The sequence below is a fragment of the Streptomyces sp. NBC_01445 genome, from assembly GCF_035918235.1.
In the GTDB taxonomy this organism is placed as follows: domain Bacteria; phylum Actinomycetota; class Actinomycetes; order Streptomycetales; family Streptomycetaceae; genus Streptomyces.
In genome coordinates this window covers 3,909,003-3,925,992 of record NZ_CP109485.1, presented here as the reverse complement: position 1 = coordinate 3,925,992, position 16,990 = coordinate 3,909,003, and the positions used below count along the sequence as shown (strand labels likewise).

At 70.8% G+C, this 16,990-nt stretch carries 12 protein-coding genes; 8 read left to right on the top strand and 4 right to left on the bottom strand.

What is annotated here, in order from left to right:
• Positions 1-86: 86 nt before the first annotated feature.
• The 3 genes from OG574_RS17710 to OG574_RS17700 form a co-directional block, all read right to left on the bottom strand.
• The gene (locus OG574_RS17710) at positions 87-2,144 is read right to left on the bottom strand and encodes a M4 family metallopeptidase (protein ID WP_326774026.1); all 2,058 of its coding nucleotides are present in this window, start codon (positions 2,142-2,144) and stop codon (positions 87-89) included.
• A 337-nt stretch (positions 2,145-2,481) separates the two neighbouring features.
• Entirely contained in the window at positions 2,482-4,356 is a 1,875-nt protein-coding gene (locus tag OG574_RS17705) for an ABC transporter ATP-binding protein (RefSeq protein WP_326774025.1), read from the bottom strand.
• Positions 4,353-6,233 (bottom strand): ABC transporter ATP-binding protein, encoded by a 1,881-nt coding sequence (locus tag OG574_RS17700; RefSeq protein ID WP_326774024.1) that lies wholly within the window; start codon positions 6,231-6,233, stop codon positions 4,353-4,355. The genes OG574_RS17705 and OG574_RS17700 overlap by 4 nt, the downstream gene beginning before the upstream one ends.
• A 174-nt stretch (positions 6,234-6,407) precedes the next feature.
• On the opposite strand from OG574_RS17700, the gene OG574_RS17695 reads away from it, so the two are divergent.
• Genes OG574_RS17695 through OG574_RS17680 form a run of 4 tightly spaced genes read left to right on the top strand, consistent with a single transcriptional unit; the run spans position 6,408 to position 10,063 of the window.
• Positions 6,408-7,346: an ABC transporter ATP-binding protein gene (locus OG574_RS17695; protein ID WP_326774023.1), complete on the top strand. Its 939-nt coding sequence runs from the start codon at positions 6,408-6,410 to the stop codon at positions 7,344-7,346.
• The gene (locus OG574_RS17690; protein WP_326774022.1) at positions 7,343-8,116 is read left to right on the top strand and encodes an ABC transporter permease; all 774 of its coding nucleotides are present in this window, start codon (positions 7,343-7,345) and stop codon (positions 8,114-8,116) included. Before OG574_RS17695 ends, OG574_RS17690 begins: the two co-directional genes overlap by 4 nt.
• A gap of 59 nt (positions 8,117-8,175) precedes the next feature.
• On the top strand, positions 8,176-9,429 hold the full coding sequence (locus OG574_RS17685) for a sensor histidine kinase (protein WP_326774021.1): 1,254 nt from the start codon (positions 8,176-8,178) through the stop codon (positions 9,427-9,429).
• Positions 9,419-10,063: a response regulator transcription factor gene (locus tag OG574_RS17680; RefSeq protein ID WP_326774020.1), complete on the top strand. Its 645-nt coding sequence runs from the start codon at positions 9,419-9,421 to the stop codon at positions 10,061-10,063. Before OG574_RS17685 ends, OG574_RS17680 begins: the two co-directional genes overlap by 11 nt.
• A gap of 59 nt (positions 10,064-10,122) precedes the next feature.
• On the opposite strand, the gene glgX is transcribed toward OG574_RS17680, so the two are convergent.
• Positions 10,123-12,420 (bottom strand): glycogen debranching protein GlgX, encoded by a 2,298-nt coding sequence (glgX, locus tag OG574_RS17675; protein ID WP_326774019.1) that lies wholly within the window; start codon positions 12,418-12,420, stop codon positions 10,123-10,125.
• 174 nt (positions 12,421-12,594) lie between these two features.
• Between glgX and OG574_RS17670 the strand changes: the two genes are divergently transcribed.
• The 4 genes from OG574_RS17670 (at position 12,595) to OG574_RS17655 (ending at position 16,921) form a co-directional block, all read left to right on the top strand.
• A complete protein-coding gene (locus tag OG574_RS17670) occupies positions 12,595-13,788 on the top strand; it encodes a L,D-transpeptidase (RefSeq protein WP_326774018.1) in 1,194 nt (397 codons plus the stop codon).
• 225 nt (positions 13,789-14,013) lie between these two features.
• Positions 14,014-15,216 (top strand): L,D-transpeptidase, encoded by a 1,203-nt coding sequence (locus OG574_RS17665; protein ID WP_326774017.1) that lies wholly within the window; start codon positions 14,014-14,016, stop codon positions 15,214-15,216.
• Positions 15,217-15,320: 104 nt separating this feature from the next.
• Positions 15,321-16,088: an enoyl-CoA hydratase/isomerase family protein gene (locus tag OG574_RS17660; protein WP_326774016.1), complete on the top strand. Its 768-nt coding sequence runs from the start codon at positions 15,321-15,323 to the stop codon at positions 16,086-16,088.
• Between the two features lie 329 nt (positions 16,089-16,417).
• Positions 16,418-16,921 carry an ATP-binding protein gene (locus tag OG574_RS17655; protein WP_165914622.1) on the top strand — a complete coding sequence of 168 codons (504 nt, stop codon included), beginning with the start codon at positions 16,418-16,420 and terminating at the stop codon, positions 16,919-16,921.
• Positions 16,922-16,990: the final 69 nt, after the last annotated feature.

The window sequence follows — 16,990 nt, the reverse complement described above, 5'->3', positions numbered from 1 at the left end:
GGGGAGTTCACTCACCCGGGGCGACGCGCCCAGACCGTGCGGGCCGAACAGCTCGCGATCGGCCTTGGGTTACCTCTGTGTGCGGTTTACGGGAAGGTGAGCTTCCAGCTGTTGATGTAGCCGGTGTCCTGCGCGGCCACGTCCTGGACCTTCAGCTTCCAGGTGCCGTTGGCCACCTCGGAGGACGCGTTGACCGTGTAGGTCGCGTTGACGTTGTCCGCCGAGTCGCTGCCGCTGGAGTTCTTCAGGCGGTACGTGGATCCGTCCGGGGCCACCAGGTCGACGACCAGGTCACCGCGCCAGGTGTGCACGATGTCCACGGCGACCGAGAGGTTGCTCGGCGCGTTGCCCGTACGGCCGGTCACGGCGATCGACGAGGTGACCGCGGCGCCGGCGTCCGGTATCGCGACGTCGGCCGTGTTCTCGAACGACGTACCACCGCCGCCGCCACCGGAGCGCGAGCCGACGGCTATGCCGGCCCAGGCGTCCTGCACGGCCTTGTACTCGGTGCTGGTGGTGCCGTAGAGCTCACCGGCGACCGCGAGCGTGCCGGTGCGCGCGGCCGCGTAGTTCGTGGTCGAGGTGAACTTCGTGGTGAGCGCCTTGAACCAGATCAGCTCGGCCTTGGCGCGGCCTATGCCGGTGACCGGAAGACCGTCCGCTGTCGGCGAGTTGTAGCTGACGCCGTTGATGACCTTGGCGCCGCTGCCCTCGCTGAGCAGGTAGAAGAAGTGGTTGGCGGGACCCGACGAGTAGTGCACGTCGAGGTTGCCGAGCCCGGAGTACCAGTTGTCCGGGGACGTGCCGTCCCTGCTGGGCTTGTCCTGGTAGCGCAGCGGGGTGCCGTCGCCGTTGATGTCGATCTTCTCGCCGATGAGGTAGTCACCGACGTCCTTGGTGTTGTTGGCGTAGAACTCGACCGCGGTGCCGAAGATGTCGGACGTGGCCTCGTTCAGACCGCCGGACTCACCGCTGTAGTTGAGACCGGCCGTCGCGGCGGTGACGCCGTGGGTCATCTCGTGGCCCGCCACGTCGATCGCGGTGAGGGGCTTGAGGTTGCCCTCGCCGTCGCCGTACGTCATGCAGAAGCAGCTGTCGTCCCAGAACGCGTTGACGTACGCGTTGCCGTAGTGCACCCGCGAGTACGCGGCGACGCCGTCGCCGTTGATGCCGGTGCGGCCCTGCACGTTCTTGTAGTAGTCCCAGGTCTCCGCCGCGCCGTAGTGCGCGTCCGCGGCCGCGGTCTCGGTGTTCGAGGCGCTGCCGTTGCCCCACACGTCGTCCGCGCCCGAGTAGAGCGTCCCGGTCCCGGACGAGCCGTGGTTCAGGTTGTACGTCTTGTGCCCGCCGCGCCCGGTGTCGTTGAGCGTGTACGTCGATCCGGACTGGGCCGTGCCGAGCGTCACGGTGCCGCTGTACTGCGTGTTGCCCGTGCCGTTCTCGATGCCCTGCCACTCGTACAGCTTCTTGCCGGTCGCCGCGTCCGTGACGACGTGCAGCTGGTTCGGGGTGCCGTCGTCCTGGAGACCGCCGACCACGGTCTCGTACGCGAGGGTCGGCTTGCCCTGCGCCATCCACACGACCTTGCGCGGCGCGCGGTCCGCCTCGGTCTTCTTCGATCCGTCGGCCGCCGCGGCCTTGACCGCCTGCCGCTCCGCCGTGGCCGGCTTGACCGCCGCGGTGGTGGCCACGCCCTTGAGGGCCGACTTCGCGGCGCGCGTCACGCCCTCGGTCTTCCCCGACTTGGCCGCGTCGACGACCAGGTCACCGCCGAGGACGGGCAGCCCGTCGTAGGTGCGCTCGTAGCGGGTGTGCGTCGTGCCGTCACGGTCCTGGAGGACGTCGCGTACGACGAGCTTCTCCTTGGCGCCGAGGCCGAGGTCCTTGGCGGTGTCCGCCTTGGTGGAGTTGGCTTCGCGCAGCAGCTCCGCGCGCTTGGCGGGGGAGAGCTTCACGGGGAGGGCGCCGGGGTCGGCGCCCTTCGCGACGGCCTTTGCGGCCGCCGCGGCCGGCTGGACGTCCGCCGAGGCCGCGGCGCCCGCCTGGACGGCGCCGGCGAGCAGGGCGGTGGCTGCCGCGAGCGCGCCGTAGGCGGTCGCTCGCTTGCGGGAGGCGGATCTGTGGGAGGTGTCGGACGTTCTCAAGGCTGACTCCTTCTGCGGGCCGCGGATCGCACGGCCAGGGAAGACCGGACGGCGAATGACCGTCCGGGCAGAACAAGGCAGAACAAGGCAGAACAGGGCGAAACTCAGCACAACTGGGCACATCTGGGCACAACAGGTCGTGCTGCAGTTCACGAACGGGCCGCGCCAGTTCGGCTGTGGGACAGCTGTGCGAGGCCGAGGGAAGAGTGGCAGCAGAGAGCGTTGTCTGTCAGGAGCGCGTCATTAGGTTGGCCGGAAATGGTTCGTTGCCCGGATGTTCACGTTCGATATACGGAGCGGTTGCCCGGGCGCGGAGGGGTCGCGTCCGGTCCGAGGCTCAGCCGACCACGCTCTCCCGCCAGGCACGATGCAGATCCGCGAACGCTCCTGTACCGCAGATCAGTTGGTCCGGTGTGCCGTCCTCGGCGATCCGCCCGTGTTCCATGACCAGAACGCGGTCGGCGATCTCCACCGTCGACAGCCGGTGCGCGATGACGACCGCGGTACGGCCGCGCAGCACCGTGTGCATCGCGCGCTGCACCGCCCGCTCGCCGGGGATGTCAAGGGAGCTCGTCGCCTCGTCGAGGATCAGGACCGCCGGGTCGGCGAGCAGCGCGCGTGCGAATGCCACCAACTGCCGCTGCCCGGCCGAAATTCGACCCCCGCGTTTGCGCACATCCGTGTCGTAGCCGTCCGGGAGCGCCGTGATGAAGTCGTGTGCGCCGATCGCCTTCGCCGCGCGCTCGATCTCCTCGCGGCCGGCCTCGGGCCGCCCGATCGCGATGTTCTCGGCGACCGTGCCGGAGAACAGGAACGCCTCCTGCGTCACCATCACGACACCCCGCCGCAGCTCGGCCGTGCCGAGGTCGCGCAGGTCGACGCCGTCGAGCAGGACCCGGCCCGCCGAGGGGTCGTAGAAGCGGGCCAGGAGCTTGGCGAGCGTCGACTTCCCGGCGCCCGTCGAGCCGACGACGGCGACCGTCTGTCCCGCGGGCAGCGTGAGATCGAAGCGGGGGAGCACCTCGCCGCCGGTGCGGTAGCCGAACGAGACCTGGTCGAAGACGACCTCGCGGCCCGGGCGGTCGCCGGCGAGCTCGGGCAGCCCGCGCGGCGACGACGGCTCCGGCACGGTCGGCGTCTGGTGCAGCAGACCGGCGATCTTGCGGAGTGAAGCGGCCGCGGACTCATAGGAGTTGAGGAACATCGCGAGCCGGTCGATGGGGTCGTACAGGCGGCGGATGAACAGCACGGCGGCCGCCAGGACGCCCAGTTCGAGCGTGCCGTCGGCGACGCGGTAGGCGCCCCACAGGACCATTCCGGCCACCGCGGTGTTCGCGAGGAGGCGGGAGCCGATCACGTAGCGCGCCATTTCGAGCAGCGCGTCACCGTTGACCCGCTCGTGGCGGTGGTTCAGCCCGGCGAAGTCCGCGTCGTTGGCGCGCTCCCGGCGGAAGGCGCGCACCGGCCTGATCCCGTTCATCGTCTCGGCGAATTTCACGATGACGCGCGCGATCGCGGAGGACCGCTCCGCGTACACCCGGGCCGCGCGCCGCCGGTACTGCTGGATCAGTACGGCGAGCGGCAGGAACGACAGGGCGGCCACGGTGCCGATGCCGACGTCGAGCCAGAGCAGCATGGCCGTGATGTACACGGACGCCAGGATGATGTTGATGAGTTCCTGGAGCCCTTCGGAGAGCAGCTCGCGCAGGGACTCGACATCCGTCGTCGCCCGGGAGATGAGCCGCCCGGATGTGTAGCGGTCGTGGAAGTCGACGCTGAGGGCCTGCGCGTGCCGGAAGATGCGGCCGCGCAGGTCGAGCAGCACGTTCTGGTTCACCCGCGCCGACACCTGCACGAACGCGAACTGGAAGAGGCTGGAGCAGCACGCCGCCAGGAGATAGCCGACCGCCACCGCGATCAGCGGGCCGTGGTCGCTCGCGCGGAAGGCGGGCACCGCGCTGTCGATGGCGTACGCGACGAGGAGCGGCCCCGCCTGCACGGCGGCCTGCTGGACCAGCAGACACAGCACGGCCAGCCACACCGTGCGCCGGCTCGGCGCGAGCAGGGAGCGCAGGAGCGCGCCGGTCGCGCCCTTGGGGGTGGGCAGGTCGTCCTGGTCGAACGGGTCCCCGGGGGAGGGGAGCCGCAGTTCCTCGCCGTCCTCGGCGGCCGGATCCTGCGGCGTACGGTCCGGCTTGGTCGTCGTGGTCATCGCGTGCCCTTCCCCTCTGGCCCGTCCTCGTCGCTCTCCGGGTCGTCGTCGATCTCCCGGTCCTCTTCGGTCTCCGGGTCCGCTCCCGACATGAGGTGCCGGTACTCGGCGTTCGCGCGCAGCAGCTCCTGGTGCGTGCCCACGGCGGTGATCCGGCCGTCCGACAGGAGCGCGACGCGGTCGGCGAGCAGCACCGTCGACGGCCGGTGCGCGACGACGAGCGCCGTGCTCGCGGCGAGCACTTCCCGCAGGGCCGCCTCCACCAGCGCCTCCGTGTGCACGTCGAGCGCGGACAGCGGGTCGTCGAGCACGAGGAAGCGCGGGCTCCCCACGACCGCGCGGGCGAGCGCGAGCCGCTGCCGCTGCCCGCCGGAGAGGCTGAGCCCCTGCTCGCCGACCTGCGTACCGGCGCCGTCCGGCAGCGACTTCACGAATCCGGCCTGCGCGACGCCGAGCGCCCGGTCGAGCTTCGAGACGTCCGCTTCGCCCGCGCCCATCAGCACGTTCTCCGCGACGGACGCCGAGAACAGGGTGGGTTCCTCGAAGGCCACCGAGACGAGGGTGCGCAGCTCCTCGCGCTCCATCGACGCGATGTCCCGCCCGTCGAGCGTGATCCGCCCGCCGGTGAGCTCGTGCAGGCGGGGCACCAGCGCGGTCAGGGTCGTCTTGCCGCTGCCGGTCGCCCCGACGAGCGCCATGGTCTCCCCGGACCGCACCTGCAGATCGATGCGCTCCAGGACGGGCTCGGACCCGTCGGGGGCGTCCGGATAGCGGAAGCGGACCCCCTCGAACCGCAGCCCGCCCGCACCGCCCGCCCCGTCCTCGACGGGGCCGCCCGCAGCCGGCACGTCTTCGCTCTCCTCCGGCTCGTCCATCACCTCGAAGAACCGCCGGGTCGCCGTCGCCGCCTCCTGGCTCATGGCGAGCAGGAACCCGATCGAGTCGATCGGCCAGCGCAGGGCGAGCGCCGTCGACAGGAAGGCCACGAGCGTCCCCGCGGACAGCTTCCCGTCCGCGACCTGCACGGAGCCGAGCACCAGTGCCGCCCCGAGCGCCACCTCCGGCAGCAGCGTGATCACCCCGAGGATCCCCGCGAGCAGCCGCGCCTTGGCCAGCTCGGTCCCGCGCAGCGTGCGCGACAGATCACGGAAGGCCCGCGCCTGGCTGCGATGCCGGCCGAACCCCTTGATGATCCGGATCCCGAGCACGGACTCCTCGACCACGGTGGTCAGATCACCGACCTGGTCCTGGGCGCGGCGCGCGGCCGACGCGTACTTCGACTCGAAGCGGTAGCAGAGCACCATCAGCGGCAGCGCGGGCGCGAGCAGGACGAGTCCGAGCCCCCAGTCCTGAGCGACGAGCAGCACGAACCCGGCGGAGATCGTCACGCCGTTGACGATCAGGAACGTCAGCGGAAAGGCCAGGAACATCCGTACGACCATGAGGTCGGTCGTCCCCCGGGACAGCAGCTGCCCCGAGGCCCACCGGTCGTGGAACGCGACGGGCAGCCGCTGCAGATGCCGGTAGAGATCCGCCCGCATGGCCGCCTCGACGCTCGCCAGCGGCCGCGCCACCAGCCACCGTCTCAGCCCGAAGAGCAGCGCCTCGGCGACCCCGAGCGCCAGCAGCATGCCCGCGCCCAGCCACACCCCGCCCGGGTCGTGGTCCGTGACCGGCCCGTCCACGATCCACTTCAGGACGATGGGGAAGACGAGTGACAGACAGGAGGCGACCACGGCGACCACCGCGGCCCCGCCCCAGCGCGCCCGCACCGGCTGTACGTACGGCCACAGGCGCAGCAGCGTGCGCACAGCGGACTGCTCCGCCGCCGGGGCGAGTTGGTCGGGGTCCGTGGCCGGTGCATGTGTAGTGGGCATCAGGAGTGAGACTACGGATCGGCACTGACAACGCCCACCGGGTTTCCGGCGATCCCGCCCTCGCGCCACGGCTCGCCCGGCAGAGGTCGTAGCGCCGTATCAACCGATCGGCTGATGCCCTTTCGAGCGCGATGGGCGATGCCCGCGAGCGCCCCGCTCCGGGATTCTCGGAGCATGACGACGACACACAGCGCAGCACGGGGCGACAGGCCCCTGATCGAGGTCGCCGGGCTCCGCAAGGTCTACGCCGGGCGGGCCGTCGTCGACGACCTCTCGTTCACCGTCGGGGAGGGCGAGATCTTCGGCATCCTCGGCCCGAACGGCGCAGGCAAGACGACCGCGGTCGAGTGCATCGAGGGGCTGCGCGTCCCCGACGCCGGCCGCGTCCGCGTCGCGGGCCTCGACCCCGTCGCCGACCACGACCGCGTCACCGAAATCCTGGGCGCCCAGCTCCAGGAGAGCGAACTCCAGGCGAAGCTCACCGTCCGCGAGGCGCTCGAACTGTACGCGGCGTTCTACCCGAACCCGGCCGACTGGCGGCCCCTGGCCGAGCGCCTGCGCCTCACGGACAAGCTCGGCACCCGGTTCGCGAAGCTCAGCGGCGGCCAGAAACAGCGCCTGTTCATCGCGCTCGCGCTGATCGGGAACCCCCGGGTCGTCGTCCTCGACGAGCTGACCACCGGCCTCGACCCGCGCGCCCGCCGCGACACCTGGCAGCTCATCGAGGACGTCCGCGACAGCGGCGTCACCGTGCTGCTCGTCACGCACTTCATGGAGGAGGCACAGCGCCTCTGCGACCGGATCGCCGTGATCGACAAGGGCCGGATCGCCGCGCTCGACACCCCGGCGGGCCTCATCAGCCGGGCCGCGGCGTCCACCGTCATGTCGTTCACCCCGTCCGCGCCCCTCGACGACGAGGCGCTGCGGGGCCTGCCCGCGCTCGTGTCCGTGGAGCACCGGGACGGCCGCGTCACCCTGAACGGCACCGACGAGACAGTCAACGCCGTCATCACGCTGCTCGCCCGCCACCACATCACGGCCCACCAACTCCGCGTGTCCGACGCCACGTTGGACGACGCGTTCCTGGATCTGACGGGAGCCACCCAGTCATGAGCACCACCACCGCCACCCTTGTCCGTGGCCGCGGCGCCAACTCCGCCGTCCTCAGGAGCGAGGTCCGCCTCTTCCTGCGCGAACCCGGCAGCCTCTTCGGGGTCATGGTCTTCCCGCCGGCCCTGCTCGTGATCCTCGGCTCCATCCCCGCGTTCCGGGAGGCCGACTCGGGCCCGGCCGGTCTGCGCCTCATCGATGCCTACGTCCCCATCACCGTGCTGCTCCCGATGATCGTCGCGGGTCTGCAGGCGATGGCGCCGGTCATCGCCGGCTACCGGGAGCGCGGCATCCTGCGCCGCATGTCGACCACGCCGGTGCAGCCGCCCGCGCTGCTCGGCGCGCAGATGACCATCCACGGCGTCGCCGCGCTCACCTCGTCGCTGCTCTCGCTCGCCATCGGGCGGCTCGCGTTCGACGTGAAGCTGCCGCAGCAGGCCTTCGGGTATCTGCTCGCCCTGCTGCTGTCCGTCGTCGTCGCTCTGTCGCTCGGCGCGCTGGTCTCCGCCCGCGCCCGCACCGCGAAGGTCGCGAGCGCCATCGGCTCCACCGTGTTCTTCCCGAGCATGTTCTGCGCCGGGGTGTGGCTGCCGGTGCAGTCGATGCCGACGGCTCTGGCGAACGTCGTCGAGCTCACGCCGTTCGGCGCCGCGGCCCAGGCCATGAACCAGGCCGCGGCCGGTGACTGGCCGTCCTGGTCCCACCTGGCCGTGCTCGCCGCGTGGGCCGTGGTCCTGACCGCTGCGTCCGCGCGCTGGTTCCGCTGGGAGTGAGCGTGTGCGGAATCCGGCCCGTGCAGACTGGAGCCATGGAGATGCAAGGCACAGGTGCGATGGACACCACCATCCGGCAGCGGTGGGCTGCTTTCCACCGCTACGGCCCCTACGCCCTGCTGGCCTTCAGCATCCCCCTGGTCCTTGCGACGTCGGACATCGCCGGCATGGGCCGGGAGCGGTTCCAGTGGTATCTCGCCGGCGGCCTCGTCGCGGCGGCCCTGCTCCTGGAGAGCGTGTGGGGCAGGCGGGCGCTGCGCCACCCCGGCCCCTCCGCGACGGGCGCCGGCTACTACACGGTGCGCTGGGCCATCGCCTTCGTCCTGGCCTGGCTCAACCCGTTCTTCGTGTTCTACGCCGTCATCGGCTACTTCAGCGCCGACCGGCTGCTGCCGCGCCGGTTCGTGCGCACCGGGCTGTTCGCCACGGCCGTCGTCATGGCCGGCTCCGAGGCCGGCGGGTTCCCGCCGAAGGGCCCGCTCACCTGGGCCGTCTTCGGTGCGCTGCTCGCCGTGAACATGGGTCTGGTCTCCGTCATGATGCACATCAACGTCAAGGAGGAGGAGCGCAACCGCGTCCAGGCCGAGACCATCGCCGAACTGGAGCGCACGAACAAGGCCCTCCAGGACGCCATGGGCGAGAACGCCGCCCTGCACACCCAACTCCTCGTCCAGGCAAGGGAAGCGGGCGTCGCCGACGAGCGCCGCCGGCTCGCCGCCGAGATCCACGACACCATCGCGCAGGGTCTGACCGGGATCATCGCCCAGCTCCAGGTCGTCGCGGGCACCGCCGACCCGGAACAGGCCCGCCAGCACCTCGACCGCGCCGCCGACCTCGCCCGGCACAGCCTCGGCGAGGCCCGCCGCTCCGTGCACAACCTCTCCCCGGCGGCCCTGGAGAACGCCTCCCTGTCCGAGGCGCTGAAGAAGACCGTCACCGAGTGGTCCCGGCGCACCGGCGTACGCGCCGAGTTCACCGTCACCGGCACCACGGAGCAGCTGCACGACGAGATCGAGGCGACGCTCCTGCGCATCGCCGAGGAGGCCCTGTCGAACGCGGCCCGGCACGCCCACGCCGGACGGCTCGGCGTCACGCTCTCCTACATGGCGGGCGAGGTCACCCTCGACGTACGCGACGACGGCCGCGGCTTCGACCCCCTGGAGCTGCCCGCCCGCACCGGCACCGGCGGCTTCGGCCTCGACGGGATGCGGGCCCGCGCCGAACGCATCGCGGGCGCACTGACGGTGGAGTCCGAGCCGGGCGGCGGCACGGCCGTCTCGGCTCGCGTACCGTTGGTGCGCCATGACCAGTGACTCCGTCATCTCTCTGCTGATCGTCGACGACCACCCCGTCGTACGGGACGGCCTGCGCGGCATGTTCGAGTCGGCCGACGACTTCACGGTCCTCGGCGAGGCGTCGAACGGCGTCGAGGCCGTGGGACTCGCCGCCCGCCTCGACCCGGATGTCGTCCTCATGGACCTGCGCATGCCCGGCGGGAACGGCGTGGACGCCATCAAGGAACTCACCCGCCGGGGCGCCCGCTCCCGCGTCCTCGTCCTCACCACGTACGACACGGACTCGGACACGCTGCCAGCGATCGAGGCGGGCGCTACCGGCTACCTCCTCAAGGACGCCCCGCGCGAGGAGCTGTTCACGGCCGTACGCGCCGCCGCCGACGGCCGCACCGTGCTGTCCCCGGCGGTCGCCTCCCGCCTGGTCACCGCGGTGCGCACCCCGGCCGCCCCGGCCGACGAACCCCTCTCGGCCCGCGAGCGCGAGGTCCTCGCCCTGGTCGCCAAGGGGACGTCGAACAAGGAGATCGCCCGCGTCCTGTTCATCAGCGAGGCGACCGTGAAGACCCACCTCACCCACGTCTACGGCAAGTTGGGCGTGAAGGACCGCGCGGCGGCGGTTGCCGTGGCGTACGACCGGAAGATCCTCGGCTAGGGGTGTCCGGCGGATCGTGACCTGTCCGACCCCGATCCGCCGGACACCCCCTGGCGGCTCTACACCTCCCCGTTGTCCGAGGGGTGCACCCGCAGCAGCAGCACCGTCCGCCCCGGCACGGTGATCACCGCCCCCGCCGGGTGCGTCACCGCCGGCGCGTCCTCCTGCTCCTCCAGCGACGTGTCCACCACGACCTCGTACGTACGTGCCCACGGCTCGCCGGGCAGGACATAGCTCTCCGGGCCGTCCCCGGCGTGCAGGACCGCGAGGAAACTGTCGTCCGTCACCGGTGCGCCCAGCGCGTCGCGACCCGGGATGTCGCGCCCGGAGAGGTACATCCCGAGCGTCGCCGCCGGCGCGTACCAGTCCCGCTCCGTCATCTCCGTGCCGCGGGCCGTGAACCACGCGAGGTCCCGCAGCCCGTCCGCCGAGTGCGCGCGCCCGGAGAAGAACGCGCGCCGCCGCAGCACCGGATGCGCGTGCCGCAGCGCGATGAGCCGCGAGGTGAGGTCGAACAGGGCCCGCCAGCCAGGCTCTTCGAGGAGCGACCAGTCCACCCAGCTGATCTCGTTGTCCTGGCAGTAAGCGTTGTTGTTGCCGCGCTGCGTGCGCCCCAGCTCGTCACCGGCGACGAGCATCGGCACCCCGGTGGACAGCAGCAGCGTCGTCAGCAGATTCCTCAACTGCCGCCTGCGCAGGGCGAGTACGTCCTCGTTTGATGTCTCACCCTCCGCGCCGCAGTTCCAGGCACGGTTGTCATCGGTGCCGTCGCGATTGCCCTCGCCGTTGGCCTCGTTGTGCTTGCGGCCGTACGACACCAGGTCGCGCAACGTGAACCCGTCGTGGGCGGTGACGAAGTTGACCGACGCGTACGGGCGCCGCCCGCCCCACGCGTACAGGTCGCTCGACCCGGACAGCCGGTAGCCCAGGTCACGCACATCGGGCAGGGCGCCGCGCCAGAAGTCCCGTACGGCATTGCGGTAGCGGTCGTTCCACTCCGTCCACAGGGGCGGGAAGGCGCCGACCTGGTAGCCGCCCGAGCCCACGTCCCACGGCTCCGCGATCAGCTTCACCCGCCGCAGGACCGGGTCCTGCGCGATCACCGCGAGGAACGGCGACAGCATGTCCACGTCGTGCATCGAGCGGGCGAGCGCCGCCGCCAGGTCGAAGCGGAAGCCGTCCACACCCATCTCCGTCACCCAGTAGCGCAGGGAGTCGGTGAGCAGGCGCAGCACGTGCGGCTGCACGACGTGCAGGGTGTTGCCGCAGCCCGTGTAGTCCGCGTACCGGCGCGCGTCGTCCTGGAGGCGGTAGTAGCCGCGGTTGTCGATGCCCTTCAGGGACAGCGTCGGGCCGAGCTCGCCGGCCTCCGCCGTGTGGTTGTAGACCACGTCGAGGATGACCTCGATACCGGCCTCGTGCAGCGCCCGCACCATCCGCCTGAACTCGCCGACCTGCTGCCCGCCCGTCCCGGACGCCGCGTACGCCGCGTGCGGGGCGAAGTAGCCGATCGAGTTGTAGCCCCAGTAGTTGCGCAGCCCCCGTCGCAGCAGGTGGTCCTCGTGGGCGAACTGGTGCACGGGAAGCAGCTCGACCGCCGTCACCCCCAGCTTCACCAGGTGCTCCACCGCCGCGGGATGCGCCAGCCCCGCGTACGTCCCCCGCAGCTCCTCCGGGATCCCCGGATGCAGCTCGGTGAACCCCTTCACATGCAGCTCGTAGATCACCGAGTCCGCCCACGGCGTCTTCGGACGGCGGTCGTCCGCCCACTCGTCGTCGGGCGCGTCGTCGTGGACGACCACCCCCTTGGGGACGTACGGCGCCGAGTCCCGGTCGTCGCGCACGGTGTCGGCCACATGCTGCTCGGGCCAGTCGCGCACATGGCCGTAGACCTCCGGCGGCAGCCCGAAGTCGCCGTCCACGGCGCGCGCGTACGGGTCGAGGAGCAGCTTCGCCGGGTTCCAGCGGGCGCCGGTCCACGGGTCCCAGCGGCCGTGCACCCGGAACCCGTACCGCTGTCCCGGCAGCACGTCCGGTACGAAGCCGTGCCAGATCTCGTGCGTCAGCTCGGTCAGCGGGGCGCGCCGCTCGCGGCCCGCCTCGTCGAAGAGACAGAGGTCGACCGACTCCGCACCGCCCGCCCAGAGCGCGAAGTTGGTGCCCGCCGTGCCGTCGGGCCCGACCCGGAAGCGCGCGCCCAGCGGGGTGGGGGCGCCCGGCCAGACCGGTTCGACGGGCGGCGGTCGCTCTCTCGTGCGGCGGCCCTTCCTTCCGGGTGCGGAGCGCGCCTGCGGAAGCCCCGCGGGCCGTTCCACCAGGGCATCCTGTGGTGCCTCCTGCTCGGGTGCGCTCGCCACCTGTCATGCCTCCCGCGGCTCGGTCGGGCCGGCGCCACCGGCAGGGGAAGGGCGTGCGGCGTCCCGGCCGCGGCTCCCCGTCGCGTCGTCCTCCCCAGTGTTCTGCCCAGAGCTTGGGTCGCACTCACGTTTCCCCGGCGGGGTGACGGTCGTTGATCGGGTGTGAGAACAACTGTGAGAAACGCAGGGGCCACGCTGGCCGCCGTACTGACCTGGGCGGTGGTGCTGACCGGAGTCACCGGATGCACCGCCGCGGAAGATCTGCTCGGCAAGTCGCGCTCCCCCGAAGATGCGATCGAGGTCGTCCCGGCCAACGGGACCAAGAACGTACCGGCCGACCGGACGATCGAGGTGAAGGTGCCGGACGGGCGCCTGCAAACGGTCAAGGTCGTGAAGCTCCAGGACGGAGAGGAGGTCCCGGTCCAGGGCCGGATCGACGAACACGGCGCGCGATGGCGGCCGACGGGCGAACGGCGGCTCTCCCTCGCCGCCAAGTACACCGTGGACGTGGTCGCGCGCGACAAGGACGGTCACCGCACCGCCCGCCACACCACCTTCACGACGTCCGTCCCCGCCAAGCGGTTCGTCGGCTACGTCACGCCGGAGGACCGGTCCACCGTCGGCACCGGCATGATCGTTTCGCTCGAGTTCAACAGGGCCATCCAGAACCGGGCCGCCGTCGAACGCGCCATCCACGTCACGACGAAGCCCGCCGTGGAGGTCGCCCCGCACTGGTTCGGCAAGTCCCGCCTCGACTTCCGGCCGCGCGACTACTGGAAGCCGGGCACGGAGGTCACCGTCGACCTGGGGCTGCGCGACGTGCAGTCGGCCCCCGGTGTGTACGGCGTGCAGCACAAGAAGATGGCCTTCACCATCGGTCGCAGCCAGGTCAGCCTGGTGGACGCGGACGATGACACCATGGAGGTGCGCCGCGAAGGCGAACCCGCCGAGACCATCCCCATCACCGCCGGGGCGACCAAAACTCCCACATACAACGGGAAGATGGTCATCAGCGAGATGCTCGAGATGACCCGGATGGACAGCCGCACTGTCGGGTTCGGCGGTGAGTACAACGTCCCCGACGTGCCGCACGCCATCCGGCTCACGTCGTCCGGAACGTTCCTGCACGGCAACTACTGGACATCGGACGCCTTCGGTAACCGCAACATCAGCCACGGCTGCATCGGGCTGGCCGATGAGAGGGGCGGCAGCTCGGATTCGCCCGCGGGGTGGTTCTTCGACCACAGCCTCGTCGGCGACGTCATCGAGGTGGTCAACAGCAAGGACAAGGTGGTCGCCCCCGACAACGGCCTCAGTGGCTGGAACATGACCTGGAAGAACTGGAAGGCGGGTACGGCCGCACACTGAGCCCCGCGCGCGGCCGGTCGGCCAGGCCCTTGCCCCGCCCCACGCCCTGCCCCACACCTCACCCCACGCCCCGCCTCACGCTCCGTCAAAGCCGGACCAGTTGGGACTGAACGGTGACATAGCTGGGGATCCATAACTGCAGGTCGTGTGGTTATCTGTCGCAGTGCGCGCTAGGACGCGCTGGGGTGGGGGCCTGACCGGCCTTGCGCGAGGGGAGACAAGATCGTGAACGGGCGACGACCGATATCGGGGGCTCTGCTGGGGGCCGCTCTGCTGCTGGCCACGGCTTGCGGCGGAGGGAACGGCGGCTCCGGTTCGGGGAGTGACGGCAAGGGCGGCGACTCGGGCAAGGCGGACACCAACAAGCCGTCCCAGGCCGTCGTCGCCATCGCCCCGAAGGACGGCGCGGACGGCGTGGCCACCAGCGGAGACCTCCGGATCACCGCCGACAAGGGCAAGTTGACCGAGGTGAAGGTCGCCGACACCAAGGGCAACCCGGTCGAGGGCAAGATCGTGGACGGCGGCGCCAGTTGGACGCCCGCGCATCACCTGGCCGCCTCCACCAAGTACAAGGTCCACGCGGTCGCCAAGGACTCCGAGGGCCGCGCGTCCGCGAAGGACGTGTCGTTCACGACGCTGGTCCCGAAGAACACGTTCGTCGGCCAGTTCACGCCGGAGGACGGCTCGAAGGTCGGCGTCGGCATGCCGTTCTCGGTCCACTTCACGCGGGGCATCACGCACCCGGAGGACGTGGAGAAGGCCATCGAGATCAAGACGGAGCCGTCCGTGCCCGTCGAGGGCCACTGGTTCGGCAACGACCGCCTCGACTTCCGCCCCGAGAAGTACTGGGCCGCGGGCACCGAAGTGACCGTCAAGCTCAACCTCGACGGCGTCGAGGGTCGGCCGGGCGTCTACGGCAAGCAGGCCAAGACCGTGAAGTTCACGGTCGGCCGCAGCCAGGTCTCCACGGTCGACGCCAAGACGCACATGATGACCGTGAAGCGCGACGGCAAGACCATCAAGAAGGTCCCGGTCACCACGGGCAAGCCGGGCTACTCCACGTGGAACGGCCAGATGGTCATCAGCGAGAAGCTCACGGTGACCCGTATGAACGGCGAAACGGTGGGCTACGGCGGCGAGTACGACATCAAGGACGTGCCGCACGCCATGCGACTGACGACGTCCGGGACGTTCATCCACGGCAACTACTGGGGCGGCGGCGCCTTCGGCAACTACAACGCCAGCCACGGCTGTGTGGGCCTGCGCGACGTGCGCGGCGGCTACGACAGCAAGGTGCCGGCGGCCTGGTTCTTCAACAGCTCGATGATCGGTGACGTCGTCGAGGTGAAGAACTCGCAGGACCGGACGGTGGCCCCGGACAACGGCTTCAACGGCTGGAACATGTCCTGGGACAAGTGGAAGGCCTGACGCCGTTGCGTCCCTGACTGCTTTTGTCTCTACGTGAAGAGGCCCGGCGCACTGTGACCAAGTGCACCGGGCCTCTCCCGTTAACGCGCACTAACCTGCTGTCCATGACTGCCTACCTCGAAGTCGCCGAAGGCGTCGGCACGATCCGGCTCGACCGGCCGCCGATGAACGCTCTGGACATCGCCACCCAGGACCGCATCAAGGAGCTCGCCGAGGAGGCCTCGCGCCGCGACGACGTACGCGCCGTGGTCGTCCGTGGCAGCGACAAGGCGTTCGCCGCCGGTGCGGACATCAAAGAGATGCAGGCCATGGACCACGCGGCCATGATCGTGCGCTCCCGCGCCCTGCAGGACTCGTTCACGGCCGTCGCGCGCATCCCCAAGCCGGTCGTCGCCGCGGTCACCGGCTACGCGCTCGGCGGCGGCTGCGAACTCGCGCTGTGCGCCGACTTCCGCATCGCCGCGGACAACGCGAAGCTCGGCCAGCCCGAGATCCTGCTCGGTCTGATCCCCGGCGCGGGCGGCACGCAGCGCCTCGCGCGCCTGGTCGGCCCCTCCAAGGCGAAGGACCTCATCTTCACCGGCCGCCATGTGAAGGCCGAAGAGGCCCTCGCCATCGGCCTGGTGGACCGCGTCGTGCCCGCCGCCGAGGTCTACGAGCAGGCGCACGCCTGGGCCGCGAAGCTGGCGCAGGGGCCGGCGCTCGCGCTGCGCGCCGCGAAGGAGTCCATCGACGTGGGCCTGGAGACGGACATCGACACCGGTCTCGCGGTCGAGCGGAACTGGTTCGCGGGCCTGTTCGCCACCGAGGACCGCGAGCGCGGGATGCGGAGCTTCGTCGAAGAGGGCCCGGGCAAGGCCAAGTTCCTCTAGGCGGTCCGGTTCGCCGGTTCGCCGGCGCGCGGGACCCCGCGCAGACACCCGTGTCAACTTCCCCTGATCCACTTGTAGTTGACGGGACGTCTCACCGCTGTCCCTCGTTGGGGCGGTTTATCGCAGCCTTAAGAGAACCTTAAGGGCGTTCGGGCCGCCGAGGTCGTCGATCGGACCGAATCGCGCGATCGTCGCAGCTCAGCAGGTATGCGGCAAGGGTTTATCTGCCAGCGTCATATGCCAAACCAGCCCCCCGGAATGGAAGGTTCCGGGGGGCTTATTCGGCAGGAACGGCCCCGGAACCCGTTCTGGGCAGCCATGATGGGGGGATGGCGGGGCTGGAGGGTATCGAACAGCCGCGGAGGCACGGGAGTGCGACCGCGGCGCGCTGGTCGCCTGCGGTCGAGGACGAACGGGCTCTGAAGGCACTGGAGTTGTTCGGGAATCCGGCCGAGGCGGAGGTGCCGCTGCCGTCGCGGCCCGAGTCGGCGGCGACCGCGCGCAGGCTCGCCCAGGTGGTCGTCCTGAGGCACTGGGGACTCTCCCCGAAGATGACCGAGGACGTCGTGCTGCTCGTCTCCGAGCTCGTCGGCAACGCGGTGCGGCACACGGGGGCCAGGATCTTCGGGTTACGGATGGTCCGCAGGCGCGGCTGGATCAGGGTCGAGGTGCGTGATCCCTCGCGCGGGCTCCCCTGTCTCATGCCCGTCCACGAGCTCGACATCAGCGGGCGCGGACTCTGTCTGGTCGACAAGCTCTCCGACCGCTGGGGCGTGGATCTGCTGCCGCGCGGCAAGACCACCTGGTTCGAGATGCGGGTCGCCGACCGCTGAGTGCCGGTGCCGGGGCGGCGGGGATGTCGGGGGCGTCGGGGGGTACACGAAAGCCCCCGTTTTCGCCTT

Bases quoted from the DNA above. Each gene is read 5' to 3' on its own strand.
- OG574_RS17705 (WP_326774025.1), bottom strand. From the start codon at position 4,356: ATGACCACGACGACCAAGCCGGACCGTACGCCGCAGGATCCGGCCGCC.
- OG574_RS17700 (WP_326774024.1), bottom strand. From the start codon at position 6,233: ATGCCCACTACACATGCACCGGCCACGGACCCCGACCAACTCGCCCCG.
- OG574_RS17695 (WP_326774023.1), top strand. From the start codon at position 6,408: ATGACGACGACACACAGCGCAGCACGGGGCGACAGGCCCCTGATCGAG.
- OG574_RS17690 (WP_326774022.1), top strand. From the start codon at position 7,343: ATGAGCACCACCACCGCCACCCTTGTCCGTGGCCGCGGCGCCAACTCC.
- OG574_RS17685 (WP_326774021.1), top strand. From the start codon at position 8,176: ATGGACACCACCATCCGGCAGCGGTGGGCTGCTTTCCACCGCTACGGC.
- OG574_RS17680 (WP_326774020.1), top strand. From the start codon at position 9,419: ATGACCAGTGACTCCGTCATCTCTCTGCTGATCGTCGACGACCACCCC.
- OG574_RS17660 (WP_326774016.1), top strand. From the start codon at position 15,321: ATGACTGCCTACCTCGAAGTCGCCGAAGGCGTCGGCACGATCCGGCTC.
- OG574_RS17655 (WP_165914622.1), top strand. From the start codon at position 16,418: ATGGCGGGGCTGGAGGGTATCGAACAGCCGCGGAGGCACGGGAGTGCG.